Origin of the sequence: Burkholderia sp. SRS-25, assembly GCF_004343765.1 — a bacterium.
GTDB lineage: Bacteria > Pseudomonadota > Gammaproteobacteria > Burkholderiales > Burkholderiaceae > Burkholderia > Burkholderia contaminans.
Genome location: NZ_PTXM01000012.1, coordinates 1 through 23,794, shown reverse-complemented (window position 1 = coordinate 23,794; position 23,794 = coordinate 1). Strand labels below are relative to the sequence as shown.

Below are 23,794 nucleotides of genomic sequence, written 5' to 3'. Positions count from 1 at the left end.
CCACCGACGGCAGGCGCCCCGTTCGACGCTCAATGCCGGCCGCTGCCGCGATAGCTTTCCACTTCCGCGTCGTACGCCGCCAGGAACGCCTTGCCGAACACCGACGCGAAATCGTCCTCGATCGCGAACACCGTGTCGCGATGGGTCGCCGCGTAGCGATCCCACATCCTCGCCTTGTACAGCACGGGCACGCGCTTCTCGTACCAGCGCATCGCGTCGTCGCGCTCGCGCAGGCGTTGCGGTGAAAAGCGCGTCAACAGGTCCATCAACGCGGCGCGCATGCCGGCGACCATGCCGATCTGGTGCGCATGCAGATCCTGGAATGCGTCGCTGACCGCGCTCTGCGGCGACATGAAGCCCGGCAGCGGCAGCCCGAACATCTGCCGCAGCACGGCGCCGCCGTCCGGCAGCAGCTTCAGCGGATTGTTCTCGCGATCGAGCAGCATCGTCATGTGCGCCTTCACCTCGCGCTTCAGGATGCTGCGCGACGACAGCAGCTCGACCGTGCCGTTCGCGAACAGCGCCAGCAGCTGGCCCGCGATGTACAACTGCTCGGCCGACCACTGATGCGACTCGGCGGCCGTATCGAGCCCCGCACCTTCGAAGAACGCGCTCAGCAGTTCATCGGGCGTCGGCGCGCGCGCGGCATGCGGCGCCGGTTCGTCGGGCGGCTGCGTATCGGCGGCGCGCGTAGCGGCCGGCTGCACACGCACGTGTTGCGTCCACTCGGGCGCATGGTCGGCCTGCGTCGCGGACGACGCTTCACGTTCCGTGTTGCCGCGATCGGCATGCGGTGTTGTGCCCGTTGTGCCTGATGGGCCGATATCGCCCGACGATTGCGCGAACAAGTCGAGCGGATCGGTCGACAACTGGTTCAGGTCGCGCTGTGAAGGGGCGGGCGGTACGGCCTGCGCCGCGCGGTTCGCCGGCTGCGCAGCAGCGGCCCGTGCAGGGCCACCGGGTCGCGTACCGGTGTCCGTCGCCGTGCCCCGCGGGGCGAGACGATCCTGGAGAAGCCCCCATAGCCGGTTGCCGGCGCCTTTCGTATCGATCCGCGAAGACGATGCTGGCGAGGTCGCCGCTGGCGTTCGCGCCTGCGGCTGCGGATCGGCGTGCATGCCGGTGTCGGTCGCCATGTCGATGACCGGTGCATCGTCGCCATGGCCGCCGTCGTCGCGTTCGGCGCGCAGCACGTACGGCCCGATGCGGATGATGTCGCCGGTGTTCAGCGGGCGCTCCTGCGCATAGCCGACCGGCTCGCGGTTCACCTCGATCGTCGATACGCTGCTCAGGTTCTTCAGCAGGCACGCGTCGTCGCCGACCTGCAACAGCGCCTGCAGGCGCGATATCTGCCGCGTGTCGTCGCGCAACACGAGATGGTTGTCGCTGGCCCGGCCGATGGTGCCGCCGGGCGGATGAAACACGACGGCGTCGCAGGAGGCGTTTTCGACGGGCTCGCCGGCATGTTCGATCACGATCAGTTGCATGTCATACGTCGCTCGGTGAAGCGCTCGCGTGGAAGCCGGTTCGGTCAGGATGACGACGCATGCCTGCGGCGCGCGAATTCGAACGCGGGCCCCCAGATCGGATGCCCCTTCTCGGCAGGGGACAAGTCGAAGCGCGGGTTGAGGTCGAGAATTTTCGAGAACTCGGCGCGGCACGGCGTAATGCGGTTCGTCACGCAATAGCTGAACGCGAGGAGCTTGTGCGCGGCCACCTGCGTGTCGGCGTCGGCGCCGTCGATCTCCTTCGCATGGCTCAGCAGTGCGATCGTGCGCCCGTAGTCGCCGCTGTCGTACGCGGCGCGCGCGCTGTCGACCGTCGCGCGTGCAGCCGACTGTGTCGGGGACGTACTGCACCCGCCGGCCCCCAGCAACAATGCGCCGAGGAAGAGAACGAGCGATGAACGACCTTTCATTATTGAAATTAAAAATTGGCGTAATTGGAAGGTGGCACACAAGCGCTGTTGGATTCTAGTGCCAATCATCGGTGCCAAACCAGCTGTTACGTTTTGTTTCATTTGGCAAATCCGTTTTCACCTGAATGCAGAATCGACTACGAATTTCAGTCCTTGTGAAACCGGAAAAACGGCCTATAGTTCGCTGTGTTTTTCGGATTCGTCAGTTGTTTGGCCGGCGCACGTCAATGCACGAAAAACGGGGCCATCCGTTCGTGCGAAACGAACAGCCTGGCACACCACCAGCGTCGCGCGCATCCGTTGCCCGGCGGCCGGCTGGCTTGCGCCCCGCGCCCATCCGACAGGTATCCACGCCATGGAACCGGGCAGCCCACGCGCACCGGCCGGATTAACTTTTGCCGTTTATTTACCAATCTCAATTGAATTCCCATCATCTCGCAAAAGCGAATTTCAAAAACCATTAATGATACGACCCGGCTTTTTACAAGAATAATTTGCCGACACGGATTGCAATGAATGGATATGCAGATCACACAATTACCGATCACTTAATTGTCCCTTTTTCAATCAGATCATCCGGTTTCGAAGTCGAAAACCGGCGCGCGGCTATTGGGTGGCGAGGGTGGAATATGCAATGGCGGTCGAGCAGTTTCATCGTATGGGGATGCGTGATGCTGTTGCCGGGATGCGGTGCGACGGAGCACGCCGCGGCGGTGCCGTATGCGATCACGGTTGACGTTGCACCCGACGTCAACCCCGACATGAACCGCAAGCCTGCGCCGATCGTGCTGAAGGTGTTCCAGCTCCGCGCCGCGTCGTCGTTCGACAGCGCGGATTTCTTCTCGCTGCAGGACAAGCCGGAGAACGTGCTCGGCGCGGACCTGCTCGGCACCGATCGCGTGATCCTGCGGCCGGGCGAGTCGCGCACGTTGCACTATCGCGGCAACGTCGAGGCCGGTGCGATCGGCGTGGTCGCCGAATACCGGATGCTCGACAAGAACCGCTGGCGGCTGACGGTACCGCTGCCGCGCGCGAAGCAGCTCAATCTCTACAAGTTCTGGCAGACGTCGCCGGGCGAGCTGAAGCTGTCGATCGCCGTGCGCAATGGCGGCATCGCGCTGAACGATGCGAAGGGGCGCCCATGACCGAACCGACGATGTCCGCGACGCCGGTCGAGGCGCTCCGCCAGCGGGTGGTGTGGACCGAGGGGATGTTCCTGCGGCCGCAGCATTTCCAGCAGCTCGAACGGCACTGGGAACGCTACGTCGCGCTGCGCTGCCTGCCGCTCCAAGGCTTCTACTGGGGCTTCGACACGCTGGCGCTCGATCGCGAGCAACTGGCGCTCGGCAAGGTCGCGCTGCGCTCCGCGTCGGGCGTGATGCGCGACGGTACGCCGTTCGACCTGTCCCATCCGGACGATCTCCCCGAGCCGCTCGACGTGCCGGCCGATGCGAAGGACCAGCTCGTCGTGCTCGCGCTGCCGCTATGGCGCGGCGGCGGCGAGGAGGTGTCGTTCGGCGCGGGTGCAGGCAGCGGCCATGCCGCGAACGGCTCGAACGGTAGTGCGGACGTCGCGCGCTACGTCGTCCGCGAATACGAGGTGGCCGACGCAAACGCGGTCGCGCTCGGCCCCGCGCTGCTGCAGACAGGCCGCCTGAACGTGCGGCTGATGCTCGAAGCCGAGCTGACCGGCGACTGGCACGCGCTCGGCGTCGCACGTGTCGTCGAGCGGCGCACCGATGCGCGGCTGCTCGTCGACGACGGCTACATTCCGCCGCGCCTCGTCGCGCAGCACGACGCCGTGCTGCTGGCGTATGCACGCGAGCTGCACGGGCTGCTCACGCAACGCAGCGAAGCGCTCGCGGCGCGGTTGTCCGAGCCCGGGCGCGGCGGCGTGTCGGAAGTCGCGGATTTCCTGCTGCTGCAGCTCGTGAACCGCTATCTCGCGCTGACCTGGCATGCGCAACAGCACGTGTCGACGCACCCGGAGGCGCTGTTCTGCGACTGGCTGAAGCTCGCGTGCGACCTGAGCACGTTCACGGCCGCCGGCCGGCGCCCGCAGTCGCTCGCGGTCTACGTGCACGACGACCTGCGCACGAGCTTCGCGGAGCTGATGACCGAGCTGCGCCGGTCGCTGTCGACGGTGCTCGAGCAAAACGCGATCCAGATCGAGCTGCGCGATGCGGGCAACGGCATCCGCGTCGCGACGCTGGCCGATCCGGCGCTGCGCGACACGGCCGGCTTCGTGCTCGCGGTGCGCGCGGACGTGCCGGCCGACAGCCTGCGCGCGCGGTTTCCCGCGCAGGCGAAGCTCGGGCCGGTCGAACGGATCCGCGATCTCGTGCAGCTTCAGCTGCCGGGCATCACGATGCGCCAGTTGCCGGTCGCGCCGCGGCAGATCCCGTATCACGCGGGGCATACGTACTTCGAGATCGACAAGGGCAGCGACCTGTGGAAGCAGCTGGCGCGCTCCGGCGGTCTCGCTTTTCATTTCGCCGGCGAATTCCCTGGGCTCTCGATGGAATTCTGGGCAATACGCGGGTAAGGGCGGGGCGACGCGATGAATACCTCCTCCGATTCGATCTCCCCCGGCACCGGTGGATTCGTGCCGCCGAATCCGGGCGGCATGCATCCGGCCGCGGCGGGCGCGGCCGGCCCGACCGCGACGCAGCCGCGCCCGGGGCGCTGGGCCGCGAGCGGCACGAACCCGCTCGTCGCGGCTGCGAATCCGTTGCTCAACCTGGTGCCGCAGATCCGCTCGACCGTCCATCACCCGAATCCGGCGTGGCTGCGCGAGCATCTGGTGGTCGAGATCCGGCAGTTCGAGGCGCGTGCGCAGGAAGCCGGCGTGCCGTCGGAAGCGATCATCGGCGCACGCTACTGCCTGTGCACGGCGCTCGACGAGGCGGCCGCGCTGACGCCGTGGGGCGGCAGCGTGTGGTCGTCGCACAGCCTGCTCGTGTCGTTCCACAACGAAACGTGGGGCGGCGAGAAATTCTTCCACCTGCTGGAGCGCCTGTCGCAGCAGCCGCGCCAGCATCTCGACCTGCTCGAGCTGCTGTATTTCTGTCTCGCGCTCGGCTTCGAGGGCCGCTATCGCGTGCTCGACAACGGCCACGCGCAGCTCGATGCGCTGCGCCACCAACTCGCGCTGACGATCCGCTCGGTGCGCGGCGAATTCGAACCGGCGCTGTCACCGCACTGGCGCGACGTCGTCACGCGCGACGTCGCGAGCCGTTTCGTCGTGCCGCTGTGGGTGTGCGTGGCGCTCGCGCTGCTGATCGGCTTCGGTGTATTCGTCGGGCTGCGGATCGCGCTCGCCGGGCATTCGGATCGGCTGTTCGCGTCGATCGACGCGCTGCACGTGCCGAAGCTGCAGCCCGCGCAGGCACCGCCGCGTCCGGCGCCGGCGCCGCGCGTCGCGAAGTTCCTGGAACCGGAGATCGCGGCCGGCCTCGTGTCGGTGCGTGACGATGCCGATCGCAGCGTGATCGTGCTGCGCGGCGACGGGGTGTTCAAGTCCGGCTCGACGTCGGTGATCGACCGCTACGTGCCGGTGCTCGCGCGCGTGGCCGACGCGCTGAACAAGGTGCCCGGCAACGTGCGCGTGACCGGCTATACCGACGACACACCCGTGCATACGGCGCGCTTCGCGTCGAACTGGGACCTGTCGCGCGAACGCGCGGAAGCCGTGCGCGGGATGATCGCCGCGCGGCTCGACCATCCGGAACGGCTCGCCGCGGAAGGGCGCGGCACGCTCGACCCGGTCGCGCCGAACGATTCGCCCGCGAATCGCGCGCTGAACCGGCGCGTCGAGATCACGCTGCTGCCGGCGCCGGGCAGCGCCGCCGTCGGCGCGAGCGCCGCGCAGGGGGCCAACTAATATGAACCAGGCTGTCGCGCGTTTCATCCGGCCGTTGCCGTCGCGGGAGATCTGGACCTTCGCCGGTCTCGTCGTGCTCGCGTGCTTCGTGTGGCTCGCGGGCCCGCTGTTCGCGTTCGCCGAGGTCCGGCCGCTCGAAAGCGGCTGGGCGCGCGGGCTCACGATCGCGGTGCTGTTCATCGCGTGGGGCGCACGTGTCGCATGGCGCAGCTGGCGCGCCGGCCGGCTCAACGCGCAATTGCTGAACCAGCTGCGCGAGGCCGCGCCTGGGCCGGCTACCGCCGACGATCCGGCGAAAGCGCAGCTCGACGAACTGCGCAGCCGCTTCGACGAAGCCGCGACGCTGCTGAAGAAGGTGCGCTTCGGGCAGGCCGACACCGCACGCAAGGGCGTGACGCGGTGGTTCGACCGGATGTCGCGCCAGTATCTGTATCAACTGCCGTGGTACGTGTTCATCGGCGCGCCGGGCTCGGGCAAGACCACGGCGCTCGTGAATTCCGGGCTCAGCTTTCCGCTCGCCGAGCAGTTCGGCCGCGCGGCAATTCGCGGCGTGGGCGGCACGCGGCATTGCGACTGGTGGTTCACGAACGACGCGGTGCTGATCGACACGGCCGGCCGCTATACGACGCACGAGGGCAACCGCGCGCTCGACGAGGCCGAGTGGAAAGGCTTCGTCGACCTGCTGAAGAAATACCGCACGCGCCAGCCGCTGAACGGCGCGATGCTGACGATCAGCGTGGCCGACCTGCTCGGTGCGTCGGAGGCCGAACGCACGCAGCACGCGATGGTGCTGCGCAAGCGGCTGCTCGAACTGCGCGCACAGCTCGGCATCCGCTTTCCCGTGTACCTGCTCGTGACGAAAGCCGACCTGCTCGCGGGTTTCGCCGAGTATTTCAGCAGCTACGGCCGCACGGAATGCGCGCAGGTGTGGGGATTCACGTTTCCGCTCGCGCAAAGCGAGGCACCGGGCTTCGACCTGCGCGCGGCATTCGACCGCGAATACCGGCTGCTGCACCAGCGGCTGAACGACGGGCTGCCCGAGCTGCTCGCCGCGCAGACCGACGCGCGCCAGCGCGAGATGACGTACCTGCTGCCGCAGCAGATCGCGGACCTGCAGGACATGCTCGGCCAGTTCGTCGCCGAGGTATTTTCCGTGTCGAGCTACGAGCCGATGCCGATGCTGCGCGGCGTGTACCTGACGAGCGGCACGCAGGAAGGCACCGCGTTCGATCGCGTGATGAGCGGCATCAAGCGATTCCTGAAGATCGAGGGCGTGCCGCCGGTCGCGCAGGTCGGCTCGACCGGGCGCAGCTTTTTCCTGAAGTCGCTGCTGCAGGAGCACATCTTCCGCGAAGCCGCGCTCGCCGGCAGCGACCTGCGCTGGCATCAGAAGCGGCGCGTGCTGCAGATCGCCGGCTACGCGCTGCTCGTGCTGGTGTGCGCGGCCGTGCTGGTCGCGTGGCTGCGCAGCTATTCGAACAACCGCGCGTATCTCGACCAGATCGCCGCGCGCGTACCGGCCGTCGATACGCAGATCGCCGGCGCGAAATTCTCCGATGCGGCCGATGTCGCCCGCCTGCTGCCGGTGCTCGACGCGCTCGGCAACCTCGCGAATGCGGGCGGCGTCGATCTGCAGCATCCGCCGCTCGCGTATCGGTGGGGGCTGTTCCAGGGCGAGAAGATCGACGAAGCCGTCGACGCCGTGTACCGGCGCGCGCTCGAAGACGTGCTGCTGCCGATCGCCGCGAGCCGAATGGAGGCCGCGCTGCGCGACGCGCGGCCCGATGAAACCGAATACGCGTATGCCGCACTGAAGGCGTACCTGATGCTGTACGACGGCGCGCACTACGATCCCGCATTCGTGCAGGCTGTCGTCGACCTCGAAATGGAACGCGCGCTGCCGCCCGATTTCTCGCCGGCCGAACGCTCCGCGCTGCGCGCGCATCTCGCCGCGCTGTTCGGCAACCGTGTCGCGGTGTCGCCGTATCCGATGAACGAGCGGCTCGTGGCCGACGTGCGCGACCGGCTGCGCCAGGTGCCGTTCTCGCAGCGGCTGTACCGGCAGCTCACGATGACGCTGCGGCCGGCCACCTCCGCATTCGACTTCAGCGTCGCGCGGGCGGTCGGCCCCGACGCTTCACTGGTGTTCCGCCGGCAGAGCGGCAAACCGCTGTCGGAAGGCGTGCCGGGGCTCTATACGCGCAACGGCTATCGCAACGTGTTCGCGCCGCGCCTGGCCGGCGAGGTCGAAGCCTATGGGCGCGAGGAAGTGTGGGTGCTGAACCTCGGGCTGTCCGAGATTCCGGGGCCGAACGACGCGGCCGCGTGGGCACGCGATATCCGCCAGCTCTATCTGAACGACTACCTGAAGATCTGGGACGACTATCTCGCCGACATCAAGCTGCAGCGCACCGCGACGCTCGCGCAGAGCATCCAGGTGGCGCGCGCGCTGTCGTCCGCCGATTCGCCGCTCACGCGGCTGATGATCGCGCTCGCACGCGACACCGCACTCGGCGATGCGCCCGGCGGGGCGCGCAATCTCGCTGCGCGCGCGCAGGACAAGGTCGACGAGGCGCGCAGCTCGCTGTCGCAGATCTTCGCGGGCCAGGGCGGCAATTCGAGCGCGTCCGCGGCGGCGCCCGCGAGCGCCGAGCAGATCGTCGACAGCCACTTCGCCGGGCTGCGTGCATTCGCGCCGGGCAGCGGCGACCAGGCATCGGCATTCAATGACGTGCTGAAGTCGATCGACGCGCTGTACACGTACCTGACGGCCACCGACGACGCACTGAGGAGCGGCGCGCAGCCGCCGCCGTCCGATGCGCCGGCCAGGCTGCGCGCGCAGGCCGGCCGCCTGCCGACGCCGTTCCGCGAAGTGCTCGACGACCTGTCGAACGTCGCGAACGGCAGCGTGGCGACCGTCGAGCAGCGCAGCGTCGCGACGCGGGCCGGCGCGAACGTCGGTGACTTCTGCCGGCAGGCGATCGCGGGCCGTTACCCGTTCGCGCGCGGCTCGTCGCGCGACGTCGCGCCCGCGGATTTCGCGCAGATGTTCGCGCCCGGCGGCCTGATGGACGACTTCTTCCAGAAGAACCTGCAGTCGATCGTCGATACGACGGCGCACCCGTGGCGCTTCGCGAACCGCAATGCGGACGCCGATCCGTCGGCCGCCGCGATGCTGTCTTCGTTCGAGAAGGCGGCGGTGATCCGCGACGTCTATTTCGGCGGCGGCGCGCGCACCGCGCAGCTGAAGGTGCAGATCCAGCCGCTCGAAATGGACCCGTCGATCACGGAGATGGTGCTCGACGTCGACGGGCAGATCGTCCGCTACGCGCACGGCCCGCTCGTGCAGAGCGCGGTGGACTGGCCGGGCCCGCGCGGCAGCAACCAGGTGCGGCTGCAGGTATCGGAGCAGGCCGGCGCGGCCGACGGCTTCACGACCGGCGGGCCGTGGGCGCTGCACCGGCTGTTCGACCGCGCGGCCGTGTCGGCCGGGCGCGGCTCCGACCAGATGATTGCGCGCTTCACGGTCGACGGCAAACCGATCGTGCTGCAAGTGAATGCGGGCAGTGTCCGCAACCCGTTCAGGCTGCCCCAGATGGAGTCCTTTACATGCCCTCCGAAGCCATGAGCCCGACACCGCCATTCACGCGTACCGACGGCGATGCGCCGGCCTGGTACGGGAAGATTCCCGGCGCCGGCGACTTCGTGAACAGCCGGCTGCCGCATGCGCTCGCGCTGTGGTGGGAGCGCTGGCTCCAGCAGGGCATGGCCGCGATGCGCCAGCGCGGCGCGGACGAGATCGAGCGCCACTACACGGTCGCGCCGGTCTGGAATTTCCTGATCCCGGCGGGAGCGGGTGCGTCGTGCATTCAGCCGGGCTGCCTCGCGCCGAGCTGCGACCGCGTGGGGCGCTACTACCCGGTGATCGTCACGCTGCCGATGCGCGCGGCCGATTACTGGAACGGGCTGCCGGATGCCGCCGATACGTTCTACTGGCAGGTCGGCCAGGCGCTGCTCGACGCGATCCGCCATGCACGCGCGCCGGGCGATCTCGAGCAGATGCTGGCGCGCGTGCGGCTCACGCAGGGCGACGACACGTACGCCGACATCGTCGACGGCATGCCGGCGCCGCCGCCGGAACGACCGGCCACGGCCGCGTGGCCGGGGCTGTCCGGTTACTTCGATCCGCACGGCGGCACCAGTTTCTGGTGGACCAACCGCGCGGACGGATCGCCGCTGCGCACGCATGCGCATACGGGCACGCCCGACAACGCGCTGTTCCTGACGCTGTTCGGCGGCAGCTAGCGGCCCGGCAGAAGGAGGGCGGGCCGCCGGGCGCGGCGGGCGGAAACGACGCGGTTTCGAGAGGTGGTGGAGATGAAGGACGCTGGATCGAGAGACAACGAGCACGACACGGCGACACGCGGCGACGCATCCGAATTCACGGTGCGGCCGCTGCCGCTCGGCCATCGCCTGGGCGAACTGCAGCTCGACGAGGTGCTGGGCATCGGCGGTTTCGGGATCGTCTATCGCGCATTCGACCGCACGTTGCGGCGCGCGGTCGCGATCAAGGAATACATGCCGTCGATGCTGGCCACGCGCGGCGGCGACTATACGGTGTCGCTGCGCTCCGAGCGCTTCGCGCAGGCCTTCGACGCCGGGCGCGGCGCGTTCCTCAACGAGGCGCGCCTGCTCGCGCAATTCGACCATCCGGGGCTCGTCAAGGTCCTGCATTTCTGGGAAAGCCACGGCACCGCGTACATGGTGATGCCGTTTTACGAAGGGCGCACGCTCAAGCAATTGCTCGACGGCGGGATGCGAATCAGCGAGACGCAGTTGCGCAACATCGTCGGCGCGCTGCTCGGCGCGCTCGACACGCTGCACCGCGCGCAGTGCTTCCATCGCGACGTCGCGCTCGACAACGTGCTGATCCGCCCGAACGGCAGCGCGATCCTGCTCGACTTCGGCGCGGCGCGCAAACGGATCGGCGACCTGGTCGACGACGGCGCGATGATGATCAAGCCCGGCTACGCGCCGATCGAGCAGTACACCGACGATCCCGCGTTCAGCCAGGGGCCGTGGACGGATCTCTATGCGCTCGGCGCGGTGATGCACGCGATGATCACCGGCGAGCTGCCGCCCGCGGCCGTCGTGCGCAGCATCAAGGACACGTACCGGCCGCTCGCGACGCGCGAACTGCCGGCCGGCGAGGTGTACAGCCCGGCCTTTCTCGCGGCGGTCGATCATGCGCTGCAGCTGCGGATTCCGGATCGGCCGGAATCGGTCGCGGCGTTCGCGGCGGAGCTCGGGTTGCGGGACTTCGGGGCGGGTGGCGGGTATGGTGCGGCGGTCGCGCCGCCGGCGGGTGATGCGGGCAGGAGCGGGGAAGGGAAGCGTGAGGCTTCTGCTGCGTCCGGGATGGCGCCGGCTGCCGCCGCGGCTTCGATCGGCACGGGCGGGACCGCATCGGGCAACGCCGAGCCGGATGGGCGGGCGTCGGCGCCTGCCGGCTCGGACCATGGGTCTTCGCCTGCGGACACGGCATCCGCAGCATCTGGCGTGTCCGGCGCCGAACCGGGAGCCCGTGACGCGTCTTCAACCTCCAGGGCGGCCGCAGAAGGCGCGGCGATTGCGGCTGCGAGTACGCTTGCCGCCTCCGCATCGCACGCGTCTGCGCCGGCTGCGAAACCGGCCGCGAAACCTGCTGACTCCGATGCGACGCACGGAAACGTCCAACGAGAGCAAGAACCGCCCGCTGCAAACGCTGACGCACAGGACGAAACCGGCAAGCGATCAACCAATACGACCCCGGACGTCGGCGCGCATGGGGCAGCCCGGTCCGGCAATGCGAACGCGTCAGCGGCTGCCAGCGCCTCCGCTTCAACCGCACCGCATCTCGCGGCGTCGGCTTCGTCATCAAGCGGCGCATCCGTGCCGACCGGCGCCCAACGCGGCCACGCTCCGTCCGGATCGCGCAACCGCCGCCTGCCTGTCTACGCCGGTAGCGCGCTCGTTGCGCTGATCGCCGTCGGCCTCGCGGCGACTTATCTGTCGCGTCCGGCCCGCGTCGCCGACGAGGCCGGGCCGGTCGCGAGCCAGCCGCAGGCGGGCACGTCACCGCCCGCGAGCACGCCGGGCGCCACGCTGGCCCAGCAAGGGCCGACACCGACCGTCGTGCCGCCGTCCAGCCTGCCGGCCGGATCGTCCGCACAGGTTCCGCCGCCCCCCATCGCCGCAGCGCCGGCCAGCACGCCTGCCGTCGAAGCCGCCACGCCCGCGCCGCAGGTTGCGACCACCGTGACGAACCCGGCTCCGTCGCAAGCAGGCTCGGGTTCCGCCATCGCGCCCGCCGGCAGCCTCGATTCGTCTGAGCGCGTCGTCAACGTGCCGCCGTCGGAAGCGGCCGCCACACAGGCGGCTGCGCCGACACAAGCACCGAAGGCGCCGTCGGAGGCAGACAACGCCGTCGCCGCCGTCAACGCGCCAACGGCCGAGTCGCAGCCGCGTCCGCCGAAGGCGCAGGAAACCGTGCAGGTGCGTTTCAACGTGCGGCCATGGGGCGACATCTACGTGAACGGCGCGCGGCGCGGCGCGAGCCCGCCGCTGCGTTCGGTATCGCTGACGCCGGGCGTCTACGTGATCGAGATCCGCAACGGCTCGCTGCCGCCGTTGCACCGCACCGTGGCGATCGACTTCGGCAGCAAACCGGTCAACATCGACTATGCATTCGAATGACGTCAGCCAGGCGGCGCTGGCCGCCGCCGCATTGTCCACGGTGCCGCCCGGCCTGCCGGCGACCCCGCGCGCCGACCTGATCGGCCGGCTGCTCGCGGATGTCTCGCCCGACGAACCGTGCGGCGCGAACCTCGAATACGACGCCGAGTTCCTGCAACTGCAGGAGCGCGCGACGCCGCGCGCCGAGCAGCAATACGGTGACACCGTCATCCCGGCGGAGGCGCCCGACTGGCGTGCGGTCGAGCGGCTCGCGCTGGCGCTGTCCGCGCGCACGAAAGATCTGCGCGTCGTCGCCTGTGTCGCGCGAAGCTGGACCGAGCAACACGGCGTTCCCGGCTACGCGGACGCGCTCGCGCTCGTCGCGAACCTGCTCGAGCGGCACTGGGACGAGCTGCATCCGCGGCTCGACGCGGACGGCGAACCGGACCCGACGTTGCGGATGAACGCGCTCGCCGAGATAGCCGGCGCGCACGACTGCGCGCGCGCGGCGCGCCGCCAGCCGCTGTTCGACGGCGGGCCGAGCGTGCGGGATGCCGAACGGCTGCTCGACGGCCGCGACGACACCGGCAGCCCCGTGACGGGCAGCCGCGAAAGCCTGCTGGCTGCGCTGTCGGCCACGCGCGGCGACGGCACGACTCCGCTCGATGCGGCGCGTGCGGCACTGCACGCGCTGGATGCGATCCGCGTGTGCGTGATCGACAAGCTCGGCCGCGAATGGGCGCCCGACGAAGGCGATGCGGAGAAGGCGCTGCAGCGGATCGTGCACGAAGTGCCGCTGCCCGAGCCGCAACGGTTCTCGCCCGACGTGCAGCAGGCCGCGCCCGGCGACGTATCGCCGGCCGGCCCCGCAGCAACCGCGCCCGTATCGGCGGCGCTGCCGAACGCCCACGCGTGGCGCGACGCCGAGGTCACGAGCCGCGACGACGTGCGCATTGGCCTCGACAAGATGTGCCGCTATTTCGAGCAGCACGAACCCAGCCATCCGGCGCCGCTGCTGCTGCGGCGCGCGCAACGGCTGCTCGCGCTCGACTTCTACGAAATCATCCGCGATCTCGCCCCGGAGAGCCTGCCGAAGCTGGACCTGCTGAGCGGCGAGCGGAGCGAATGAAACGAGTGAGCGCCGCCGCGATGCGGGCGGTGAAGACGGACTGCGCAACCTGATCGATGTGAAGGAGTGGACGATGACGGACAGAACCAAGGCGGCAGGCAGCGGACAGAAGTTCATCGCGCGCAATCGGGCGCCGCGCGTGCAGATCGAGTACGACGTCGAGACCTACGGCGCCGAACGCAAGGTGCAGCTGCCGTTCGTGATGGGCGTGATTTCGGACCTGGCGGGCAAGCGTGCCGAGCCGCTGCCGGACCTGCCGGAGCGCAAGTTCCTCGAGATCGACGTCGACAACTTCGACGAGCGGATGAAATCGGTCGCACCGCGCGTCGCGTTCCAGGTGCCGAACACGCTGACGGGCGAAGGGATGCTCAATGTCGACATGACGTTCGAGCAGATCGACGATTTTTCGCCGGCCGCGATCGCGCGCAACGTCGACGCGCTGCGCCGGCTGCTGGAGGCGCGCACCGAGCTGTCGAACCTGCTGTCGTACATGGACGGCAAGCACGGCGCCGAACAGCTGATCGAGCGCGCGATCAACGATCCCGACCTGCTGAAGACCCTCGTGCGCAACCCGCACGAGCCCGCACAGGGCGGCGACGCGACCCAACCGGAGGCCCGCGATGAATGATCCCGTCCAATCCCGCGCGGACACACGCGACGCCGCGCAACCGGCCGTCGCGCACGACGAATTCGCCGCGCTGCTGCAGAAGGAGTTCAAGCCGAAGACGGCCGAGGCGCGCGAGTCGGTCGAACGCGCGGTGCGCACGCTCGCGCAGCAGGCGCTCGAACACACGGTCGGCATGACGACCGATGCATACGGCAGCGTGAAGCAGATCATCGCGGAAATCGATCGCAAGCTGTCCGAGCAGATCAACCATATCCTGCATCACAACGAATTCCAGACGCTCGAAGGCGCGTGGCGCGGGCTGCATTACCTCGTCACGCACACCGAGACCGACGAGCTGCTGAAGATCAAGGCGCTGCCGGCGTCGCGCAACGAGGTCGCGCGGATGCTGAAGCGCTACAAGGGCGTCGCGTGGGACCAGAGCCCGCTGTTCCGCAAGATCTACGAAGAGGAATACGGGCAGTTCGGCGGCGAGCCGTTCGGCTGCCTGGTCGGCGATTTCCATTTCAACCACAGCCCGCCCGACGTCGAGATGCTCGGCGAGTTGTCGAAGATCGCGGCGGCCGCACACGCACCGTTCATTGCCGGTGCGTCGCCCGAGCTGATGCAGATGGATTCGTGGCAGGAACTGTCGAACCCGCGCGACCTGACGAAGATCTTCCAGAACACCGAATACGCGGCGTGGCGCAGCCTGCGGCAATCGGAGGATTCGCGCTACATCGGCCTCGCGATGCCGCGCTTTCTCGCGCGGCTGCCGTACGGCGCGCGCACCAACCCGGTCGACGAATTCGACTTCGAGGAAGACACCGACGCCGCGAACCACGACCGCTACACGTGGGCGAATTCCGCTTACGCGATGGCCGCGAACATCAACCGCTCGTTCAAGCAGTTCGGCTGGTGCTCGTCGATCCGCGGCGTCGAATCGGGCGGGGCGGTCGAAGGGCTGCCGAGCCACACGTTCCCGACCGACGACGGCGGCGTCGACCAGAAATGCCCGACCGAGATCGCGATCAGCGACCGCCGCGAGGCGGAGCTCGCGAAGAACGGCTTCATGCCGTTCGTACACCGGAAGAACTCGGATTTCGCGGCGTTCATCGGCGCGCAGTCGTTGTACCAGCCGGCCGAGTACCACGATCCCGACGCAACGGCGAACGCGCGGCTGTCCGGCCGCCTGCCGTACCTGTTCGCGTGCTGCCGCTTCGCGCACTACCTGAAGTGCATCGTGCGCGACAAGATCGGCTCGTTCCGCGAACGCGACGACATGGAGCGCTGGCTGAACGACTGGATCATGAACTACGTCGACGGCGACCCCATCAACTCGTCGCAGGAAACCAAGGCGCGCAAGCCGCTCGCGGCCGCGCAGGTGGTCGTCGACGAAGTCGAGGACAACCCCGGCTACTACACGTCGAAATTCTTCCTGCGGCCGCATTACCAGCTCGAAGGGCTCACGGTGTCGCTGCGGCTCATCTCGCGGCTGCCGACCGCGAAGGCGGCCAACGAGTGAGCGGCGGTGCAAGCAACGATCGGCATTCAACGCGGCATTCATCCTGACATCGCACTGAAACGGAGACGGCAATGGGCGTGGCAATGTTTATGAAGGTGGACGGCGTCACCGGCGAATCGGCGGACGCACAGCACAAGGGCTGGACCGACATCCAGTCGTTCACGTGGGGCGCGAGCCAGCCGGGCGCGATGGCGAGCGGCAGCGGTGGCAATGCGGGCAAGGCGAGCTTCAACGATCTCGTCGTCGCCGCATACATGGACAAGGGCGCGCCCGCGATCATCAAGAACTGCGCGAACGGCAAGCATCTGTCGTCGGTCGAGATCTCCGCGTGCAAGACGGGCGGCACGCAGGTCGAGTTCATGCGCGTGACGCTGCAGGAGGTGCTCGTCACGTCCGCGCAGGTCGCGGGCATCGATCCGGGCGACGTCGCCGACCGGCTGATGATGCACTACGGCTTCCAGGCCGCGAAGGTGAAGAAGCAGTACTGGCAGCAGAACGACAACGGCGGCAAGGGCGCGGAGGTGACCGTCGGCTGGAACATCAAGGAAAACACCGAGATGTGACCGCGCGGAGATGACCATGGACGACCCGCGAACCCGCGACGGGCGGGAGGGCAGCCTGCGCGACCGGCTGCAGCCCGCGCTGCTCGACCGGCTCACCGACGACACGCCGCAGCGCGCGACCGAAGCGCCCGGCGCGCAGTGGATCGGCACCGAACGCCTGCGCGCGGCCGTGCTGCGCGATCTCGCGTGGCTGCTCAATACGCGCAACGCCGAGGACGGTTTCGTCGACTGGTCGGCGTTCGCGCATGCACAGGCGTCGGTGCTCAACTACGGGATGCGGCCGCTCGTGGGCAAGCCGATGTCGGGCGTCGAGCGGATGTCGGTCGAGGCGTCGATCCGCGACGCGATCCTCCGCTTCGAGCCGCGCATCGCGCCCGACAGCGTCGAAGTGCGCAGCGTGATCGACGCGGCCGGCGGCCGGGCCGGCGAACGGCGCCACAACGTGCTGCTGTTCGAGATTCGCGGCACGCTGTGGTCGATCCCGCATCCGCTCGAATTCGTGCTGCGCTCCGATCTCGATCTCGAGACGGGCGCGATGTCGCTGCAATCCGTGGCGGGGGCCTGACGCGATGGATACGCGCCTGCTCGACTACTACAACCGCGAACTCGCGTACCTGCGCGAGCTCGGCGGCGAATTCGCACAGCAGTTCCCGAAAGTGGCCGCGCGGCTGCGGCTCAATGAATCGGGGCCGCCCGATCCGTACGTCGAGCGGCTGCTCGAAGGCTTCAGCTTCCTCACCGCGCGCGTGCAGCTCAAGATGGACGCCGAGTTTCCGCGCTTCACGCAGGCGCTGCTCGATGCGGTGTATCCCGGCTATATCGCGCCGCTGCCGTCGATGGCGATCGTGCGGTTCGCGCCGCTGCTGAACGAAGGCAGCCTCGCGCAAGGCTGGCGGCTGCCGGCCGGCACCGCGCTGCGCGCGCGGCCGGCCGCATCCGAGCAGACCGCGTGCGAATTCCGCACCGCGCACGACCTGACGCTGTGGCCGCTCGAACTGACCGATGCGACCGTCACCGGCGCGCCGTCGTGGCTGCCGCGTGGCGCCTTCGCCGCCCGGCAGGACGTGCGCGGCGCGCTGCGCATCCGGCTGAAGGCGCGCGGCGGCGCCAAACTGTCCCAGTTGCCGCTCGACCGGCTGACGTTCCATCTCGCGGGCCCGGAGCGCGACGCGCTGCACCTGCTCGAACTGATCGCCGCGCATGCGCTCGGCGTCGTGTGCCACGATCCCGCGCAGCCGCCGCGCTGGCTGCATACGCTCGACGCCGACGAGATCGTCCACGAGGGCTTCGATCCCGCGCAGGCGATCCTGCCCGACGACGGCCGCAGCTTCCACGGCTACCGGCTGTTGCGCGAGTATTTCGCGTTTCCGGCGCGCTTCCTGTTCTTCAGCATCGGCGGGCTGCGCGCCGCGCTCGCGCGCGCGACCGGCGACGAATTCGAACTGACCGTGCTGTTCGACCGCCATGACGCGGCACTCGAAGCAGCCGTCAGCGCGAAACACCTCGCGCTGAACTGCACGCCGGCCGTGAACCTGTTCGCGCGCCGTGCCGACCGCATTCCGCTGCAGCCCGGCGCGCGTGAGCACCATGTCGTCGTCGATCGCAGCCGGCCGCTCGACTACGAGGTCTATGCGGTGCAGCGACTCGCGAGCGAGCAGCGCGACGACGGCCAGTCGCGCGAATTCCGGCCATTTCACGCGTCGTTCGCGAGCGACGACGGCAATCACGGCGCGTACTACACGGTGCGGCGCGAACCGCGGCTCGTCTCCGCGCAGGCGCGCGCGAACGGCACGCGCACCGGCTATGTCGGCAGCGAAACCTACGTGTCGCTCGTCGACAGCCAGTGCGCGCCGTACGACGAGACGATGCGCTACCTGGCGGCCGATACGCTATGCACGAACCGCGACCTCGTGCTGCTGCAGCCGCCCGGCGACGCGAACACGTTCACGCTGCGCGTGTCGGCCCCGGTCGAAAGCATCGTCGCGATCCGCGGCCCGTCGCGGCCGCGCCCGCCGATCGCCGATGCGCAAACCGCGTGGCGGCTGATCCGCCATCTCGGGCTGGCCCGGCACACGCTGACCGATCTCGACGACGACGAGGGTGCGCATGCGCTGCGCGAACTGCTCGGCCTGCATGCCGATCCGGCCGATGCCGCGATGCGCCGGCAGATCGACGGCGTACTGCGCGTGGCGTTCTCGCCGGTGTTCCGCCGGCTGCCGGCGTCCGGGCCGCTGATGTTCGGGCGCGGCGTGCAGGTCGACGTGACCGTCGACGATCATGCGTTCTCCGGCGACAGCCCGTTCCTGCTCGGCGCAGTGCTCGAACAGTTCTTCGCGCGCCACGTGTCGATCAACGCGTTCGCCGAATGCGTGCTGACCAGCGCGCAGCGCGGCACGCTCGCCCACTGGCCGGCGCGCATCGGCAGGCGGCCCGCGATATGAGGCGCGATATGTCTCCGGGTGCCGGGCCGGCCGCAGAAGCCGCACGTCGCGACGCGTGGTGGTCGCGCCTGCGCGCCGCGCCGCACGGCTACGACCTGTTCCAGGCGCTGCGCTGGCTCGATGCGCTGTCGCCGGGCCGCGCGCCGCTCGGCCATACGACACGGCCGCGCGATGAACCGGTGCGGCTTGGGCAGCAGCCGTCGCTCGCGTTCGCGGCATCGATGCTGGCCGGCGTGAGCGATGACGGCAGCGGCATGCCGCCGCGCATCGCGATCCACGGATTCGGGCTGTTCGGCCCGAACGGGCCGCTGCCGACGCATCTGACCGAATACGCGCACGAACGCGCCGCGCAACACGACGACCCGACGTTTGCCGCGTTCGCCGATCTGTTCCATCACCGGCTGATCCTGCTGTTCTACCGCGCGTGGGCCGACGCGCAGCCGACGGTGAGCCTCGATCGCCCGGAACGCGCACGGTTCGACGGTTATGTCGCGAGCCTGATCGGGCGGGCCGCGCATGGAGACAAGCCCGTCACGAAAGCCGACACCCATGCCGACGCCGACACGCTCGCGCCGCATGCGCGCTATTTCCACGCGGGCCATCTCGTGCGGCACACGCGCAACCCGGAAGGGCTCGTGCAGATCCTGCGCCGGCATTTCGGCGTCGAGGCTCGCATCGTCGAGCAGGTGCCGCAGTGGGTCGCGATCGAACGTTCACAGCGCTGCACGATCCGCGCGACGCGGCCGACGTTGCGGGTCGGCGCCGTTGCGCTCGGCATCGCGGTGCGCGATGCGCAGTCGCGCTTCCGGATCGTGCTCGGCCCGCTGTCGCTCGACGCGTACCGCCGTTTCCTGCCGGGCGGCCCGCATGCCCGGCAGCTCGCGCAATGGGTGCGCGAATACGTCGGCATCGAGTTCGACTGGGACGTGGGGCTCGAACTGGCGGCCGACGCGGTGCCGGCGATCGCGCTCGGCGCGCCGCAGGGTATCGGGCGCACCGCGTGGCTCGGGCAGCGGCTCGTGCCGGGCCCCGCGCGCGACCTCGTCGTCCGCTACGACGTGCGGCGCGGCGGCGCCCCCCTTCATCGCGAAACCGCCTAAACGGGAACCGTCATGTCCGATATCGGCCGCGCCAACCTGTTCGGAAAGCTGAATCCGTTCCTCTACGAGACGCTCGAGCAGGCGACCGGCTTCTGCCGGCTGCGCGGCAATCCGTACGTCGAACTTGCGCACTGGTTCAAGCAGATGCTGCAGCGGCCCGATGGCGACCTGCAGCGCGTGCTGCGCCACTTCGGGATCGATGACGCCGCGCTCGACCGCGGGCTCGTGGCCGCGCTCGACAAGCTGCCGCGGGGTGCGGGCTCGGTGTCGGATCTGTCCGTGCATATCGATGATGCGGTCGAACGCGCATGGGTCTACGCGACGCTGAAGTACGACGCGACGCGCATTCGCGGCGCGGTGCTGCTGCTCGCGATCCTCAAGACGCCGCAGTTGCGCAACGTGCTGCTGGCGATCACGCGCGAATTCGAGCGCGTTGTGCCGGACGTGCTCGCCGACGAGCTCGGGTCGATCGTCGAAGGTTCACCAGAGGCGCAGGCGGCCGGACAGACGGCTCCTGGCGGCGACACGGGAATGCGCGGTGCAACCACAGCCGCCGCCGACGGCTCGGCGCTCTCACGTTTCGCTGTCGACCTCACCGCCCGCGCGCGGGCCGGCGAGATCGATCCCGTGATCGGGCGCGATCCGGAGATTCGCCAGATCGTCGACATCCTGCTGCGACGCCGGCAGAACAACCCGCTGCTGGTCGGCGAGGCCGGCGTCGGCAAGACGGCTGTCGCGGAAGGCTTCGCGCTGCGGATCGCCGCCGGCGACGTGCCGCCGTCGCTACAAGACGTCGCGCTGTACCTGCTCGACATCGGGCTGCTGCAGGCCGGCGCGAGCGTAAAGGGCGAGTTCGAGAGCCGGCTGCGCGGCGTGATCGACGAGGCGATGTCGTCCGAGCGGCCGGCGATCCTGTTCATCGATGAAGTCCACACGCTCGTCGGCGCGGGCGGGGCAGCCGGCACCGGCGATGCCGCGAACCTGTTGAAACCCGCGCTCGCCCGCGGGCTGCTGCGCACGATCGGTGCGACCACGTGGTCGGAGTACAAGCAGTACATCGAGAAGGATCCTGCGCTGACGCGACGTTTCCAGCTCGTGCACGTGCATGAACCGGAAGAAGCGGCTGCGCTGACGATGCTGCGCGGCCTGGCCGGGAAGCTCGAGGCACACCATCGCGTGCTCGTGCTCGACGATGCGCTCGAGGCCGCCGTCACGCTGTCGCACCGTTACATTCCCGCCCGCCAGTTGCCGGACAAGGCGATCAGCCTGCTCGATACGGCCTGTGCGCGCGTCGCCGTCAGCCAGCACGCGGTGCCCGCGCCGATCGAAGATGCGCGCCGCCGGATCGACAGCCTGCGCGTCGAACAGGAGCGGATCGGACGCGAATGCGCGCTCGGCACCGGCGATACCGCGCGGCGCGATGCGATCGAGCACGACATTGCCGTCGCCCGGACCGAGCTCGACCGGCTCGACACGCGCTGGCGAACCGAACGCGACGCATTGACGGCGATCGTCGATGCCCGTGCGTTGCTGCTTGACGACGCCCCATCACACGCACTCGATGCGGATGCACGAGTTGCGGCGCAAAACCGTCTCTCGGCCGCGCAGCAGGCGCTGGCCGACCTGCAGGGCGATGCGCCGCTCGTGCTGCCTGCCGTCGATACGCACGCGGTGGCCGCCGTGGTGGCCGACTGGACCGGCATTCCGCTCGGCCGGATGGTGCGCGACGAAACGCAGGCCGTGCTGAAGCTCGCCGATACGCTTGGCGAGCGCGTCGTCGGCCAGAAGCACGCGGTCGAGTTGATCGCCGAGCGCATCCAGACCGCGCGCGCGAAGCTCGACGATCCGAAGAAACCGCATGGCGTGTTCCTGCTGTGCGGCCCGTCCGGCGTCGGCAAGACCGAGACCGCGCTCGCGCTGGCCGACATGCTGTACGGCGGCGAACACAACGCGATCACGATCAACATGAGCGAGTTCCAGGAAGCGCATACCGTGTCGACGCTGAAGGGCGCGCCGCCCGGCTACGTGGGTTACGGGCAGGGCGGCGTGCTCACCGAAGCCGTGCGCCGCCGCCCGTACAGCGTCGTGCTGCTCGACGAGATCGAGAAAGCGCACCGCGACGTGCACGAGATTTTCTTCCAGGTATTCGACAAAGGCTGGATGGAGGACGGAGAAGGACGCGACATCGATTTTCGCCACACCGTGATCCTGCTGACGTCGAACGTCGGCGCCGATCGCGTGATGCAGTTGTGCCGCGATCCCGAGCGCCTGCCCGACACGCAGACGCTCGCCGATGCGCTGCGCGCGCCGCTGCTCGACGTGTTTCCCGCTGCGCTGCTCGGCCGGTTGACCGTCGTGCCGTACTACCCGCTCACCGACGCGACGCTCGCGCGGATCGTCGCATTGCAGTTGCGGCGGATCGAGCAGCGGATCGACTCGCATCACGGCATCCGCCTGCACTGCACCGACGCGGCGACCGCGCTGGTCGTCGAGCGCTGCCGGACGATCGAATCCGGCGGCCGGATGGTCGACGCGATTCTCACGCATACCGTGATGCCGCGCATCGGCCGCGCGATCCTGCAGGCCACGCTCGAAGGACGTGTGCTGGCGTCGATCGAGTTGAGCGCGGCCGACGGCGAATTCGCGTACCGGTTCGACGAGGAGGAAACGACTTGAATCGCGTATTCACACTCGACAGCCCGCACGGCGACGGCCTCAAGTTCCATACGCTCGACGGCAGCGATGAACTCGGCCGCCTGTTCGAATTCCGGATCGAGGCGCTTGCCGACAGTCACAGCCTGTCGCTGAAGGACATGCTCGGCAAGCCCGTGACGGTCCGGATCGAACAGCAGGACCTGTCGACCCGCTACCTGAACGGAATCGTTGCGCGCGCGTCGCTTTCCGGCCGGCGCGCCGAGCGCTACTACGGCTACGAGCTGATCGTGCGCCCGTGGCTGTGGCTCGCGACGCGCCGCTCCGATTGCCGGATCTTCCAGAACAAGACCGTGCCCGAGATCGTGCAGGAGGTGCTGTCGACGTACGGCTTTCCGATCGAGAACCACCTCGCCGAATCGTATGTGCCGCGCGACTATTGCGTGCAGTACAACGAGACCGATGCCGCGTTCGTGTCGCGGCTGATGGAGTTCGAGGGGATCTACTTCTGGTTCCGGCATGCGGAGGACACGCATACGCTGATGCTCGGCGACGCGATGTCGTCGCATACCGTGCTGCCCGGCTACGAGACGATTCCGTACATCGCACGCGACCGCACCGCGATCGCCGACGAGGAGCATATCGACGGCTGGCTGCCCGCGCAGGCGGTGAGCGTCGGCCGGCACCAGACCACCGACTATGACTATACGAAGCCGCGCGCGGATCTTTCGTCGCAGAAGGTCGATCCGCGTGGGCACGATCACGACAGTTTTGCGTCGTTCGAGTGGCCGGGTGGTTATCGCGACGATGCACCCGGTGCGCATTACAGCCGCGTGCGGCTCGAGGAACAGCAGGCGGAACATGAACGGGCGAGCGCCGATACCGATGTGCGGGGTGTCGCGCCCGGTTATCTGTTCACGCTCGAACATTGCCCGCGGGCGGACCAGAACCGCGAATACCTGATCGTGCGGTGCCAGTACCGCTTTCAGGAGAACGCGTATGCGAGCGACCAAGGTGCGGAAGCCGTCGTGCATCAGACGATGATGCTCGTGCAGCCGTCGAGCCTGCCTTACCGGTCGCCGCGCGAGACGCCGCGGCCACGCACCAACGGGCCGCAGACGGCCACCGTCGTCGGGCCGCCGGGGGAGGAAATCTGGACCGATCAGTACGGGCGCGTGAAGCTGCAGTTCCGGTGGGATCGGTATGGGCAGAGCAATCAGGATTCGTCGTGCTGGGTGCGGGTGTCGAGTCCCTGGGCCGGGGGC

At 68.8% G+C, this 23,794-nt stretch carries 18 protein-coding genes; 16 read left to right on the top strand and 2 right to left on the bottom strand.

What is annotated here, in order from left to right:
• Positions 1 to 29: 29 nt before the first annotated feature.
• Complete coding sequence (gene tagH, locus C5O79_RS18145) at positions 30 to 1,487, bottom strand: type VI secretion system-associated FHA domain protein TagH (RefSeq protein ID WP_122475832.1); 1,458 nt, start codon at positions 1,485 to 1,487, stop codon at positions 30 to 32.
• Between the two features lie 44 nt (positions 1,488 to 1,531).
• Positions 1,532 to 1,918: a TssQ family T6SS-associated lipoprotein gene (locus C5O79_RS18140; protein WP_047849978.1), complete on the bottom strand. Its 387-nt coding sequence runs from the start codon at positions 1,916 to 1,918 to the stop codon at positions 1,532 to 1,534.
• Between the two features lie 58 nt (positions 1,919 to 1,976).
• On the opposite strand from C5O79_RS18140, the gene C5O79_RS18135 reads away from it, so the two are divergent.
• From C5O79_RS18135 to tssI, 16 genes are all read left to right on the top strand, one after another.
• Positions 1,977 to 2,411 (top strand): hypothetical protein, encoded by a 435-nt coding sequence (locus tag C5O79_RS18135; protein ID WP_131931543.1) that lies wholly within the window; start codon positions 1,977 to 1,979, stop codon positions 2,409 to 2,411.
• A 136-nt stretch (positions 2,412 to 2,547) separates the two neighbouring features.
• On the top strand, positions 2,548 to 3,063 hold the full coding sequence (tssJ, locus tag C5O79_RS18130) for a type VI secretion system lipoprotein TssJ (RefSeq protein ID WP_046547835.1): 516 nt from the start codon (positions 2,548 to 2,550) through the stop codon (positions 3,061 to 3,063).
• Positions 3,060 to 4,463, top strand: a complete 1,404-nt coding sequence (tssK, locus tag C5O79_RS18125) for a type VI secretion system baseplate subunit TssK (RefSeq protein ID WP_122475834.1) — start codon at positions 3,060 to 3,062, stop codon at positions 4,461 to 4,463. The genes tssJ and tssK overlap by 4 nt, the downstream gene beginning before the upstream one ends.
• A gap of 15 nt (positions 4,464 to 4,478) precedes the next feature.
• Entirely contained in the window at positions 4,479 to 5,801 is a 1,323-nt protein-coding gene (locus C5O79_RS18120; protein ID WP_122475836.1) for a DotU family type VI secretion system protein, read from the top strand.
• 1 nt (position 5,802) lies between these two features.
• Positions 5,803 to 9,429 carry a type VI secretion system membrane subunit TssM gene (gene tssM, locus C5O79_RS18115; protein ID WP_122475838.1) on the top strand — a complete coding sequence of 1,209 codons (3,627 nt, stop codon included), beginning with the start codon at positions 5,803 to 5,805 and terminating at the stop codon, positions 9,427 to 9,429.
• Complete coding sequence (gene tagF, locus C5O79_RS18110) at positions 9,411 to 10,106, top strand: type VI secretion system-associated protein TagF (RefSeq protein ID WP_122475840.1); 696 nt, start codon at positions 9,411 to 9,413, stop codon at positions 10,104 to 10,106. The genes tssM and tagF overlap by 19 nt, the downstream gene beginning before the upstream one ends.
• Positions 10,107 to 10,178: 72 nt before the next feature.
• On the top strand, positions 10,179 to 12,536 hold the full coding sequence (locus C5O79_RS18105) for a serine/threonine-protein kinase (RefSeq protein WP_122475842.1): 2,358 nt from the start codon (positions 10,179 to 10,181) through the stop codon (positions 12,534 to 12,536).
• On the top strand, positions 12,523 to 13,644 hold the full coding sequence (tssA, locus tag C5O79_RS18100) for a type VI secretion system protein TssA (protein WP_122475845.1): 1,122 nt from the start codon (positions 12,523 to 12,525) through the stop codon (positions 13,642 to 13,644). The genes C5O79_RS18105 and tssA overlap by 14 nt, the downstream gene beginning before the upstream one ends.
• A gap of 73 nt (positions 13,645 to 13,717) precedes the next feature.
• Positions 13,718 to 14,272, top strand: a complete 555-nt coding sequence (gene tssB / locus C5O79_RS18095) for a type VI secretion system contractile sheath small subunit (RefSeq protein ID WP_011355191.1) — start codon at positions 13,718 to 13,720, stop codon at positions 14,270 to 14,272.
• Positions 14,265 to 15,773 carry a type VI secretion system contractile sheath large subunit gene (gene tssC / locus C5O79_RS18090; RefSeq protein WP_122475847.1) on the top strand — a complete coding sequence of 503 codons (1,509 nt, stop codon included), beginning with the start codon at positions 14,265 to 14,267 and terminating at the stop codon, positions 15,771 to 15,773. The genes tssB and tssC overlap by 8 nt, the downstream gene beginning before the upstream one ends.
• Before the next feature lie 71 nt (positions 15,774 to 15,844).
• A complete protein-coding gene (locus tag C5O79_RS18085; RefSeq protein WP_027791618.1) occupies positions 15,845 to 16,336 on the top strand; it encodes a type VI secretion system tube protein Hcp in 492 nt (163 codons plus the stop codon).
• A gap of 16 nt (positions 16,337 to 16,352) precedes the next feature.
• A complete protein-coding gene (gene tssE, locus C5O79_RS18080) occupies positions 16,353 to 16,901 on the top strand; it encodes a type VI secretion system baseplate subunit TssE (protein ID WP_122477428.1) in 549 nt (182 codons plus the stop codon).
• A 4-nt stretch (positions 16,902 to 16,905) separates the two neighbouring features.
• Positions 16,906 to 18,777, top strand: a complete 1,872-nt coding sequence (tssF, locus tag C5O79_RS18075) for a type VI secretion system baseplate subunit TssF (RefSeq protein WP_122475849.1) — start codon at positions 16,906 to 16,908, stop codon at positions 18,775 to 18,777.
• An 8-nt stretch (positions 18,778 to 18,785) separates the two neighbouring features.
• Complete coding sequence (gene tssG, locus C5O79_RS18070) at positions 18,786 to 19,877, top strand: type VI secretion system baseplate subunit TssG (RefSeq protein WP_311766405.1); 1,092 nt, start codon at positions 18,786 to 18,788, stop codon at positions 19,875 to 19,877.
• Between the two features lie 12 nt (positions 19,878 to 19,889).
• On the top strand, positions 19,890 to 22,553 hold the full coding sequence (gene tssH / locus C5O79_RS18065) for a type VI secretion system ATPase TssH (RefSeq protein ID WP_131931542.1): 2,664 nt from the start codon (positions 19,890 to 19,892) through the stop codon (positions 22,551 to 22,553).
• Positions 22,550 to 23,794 (top strand): type VI secretion system tip protein TssI/VgrG (tssI, locus tag C5O79_RS18060; RefSeq protein WP_131931541.1); only part of this gene is annotated, 1,245 nt, incomplete at its 3' end. The genes tssH and tssI, both read left to right, overlap by 4 nt.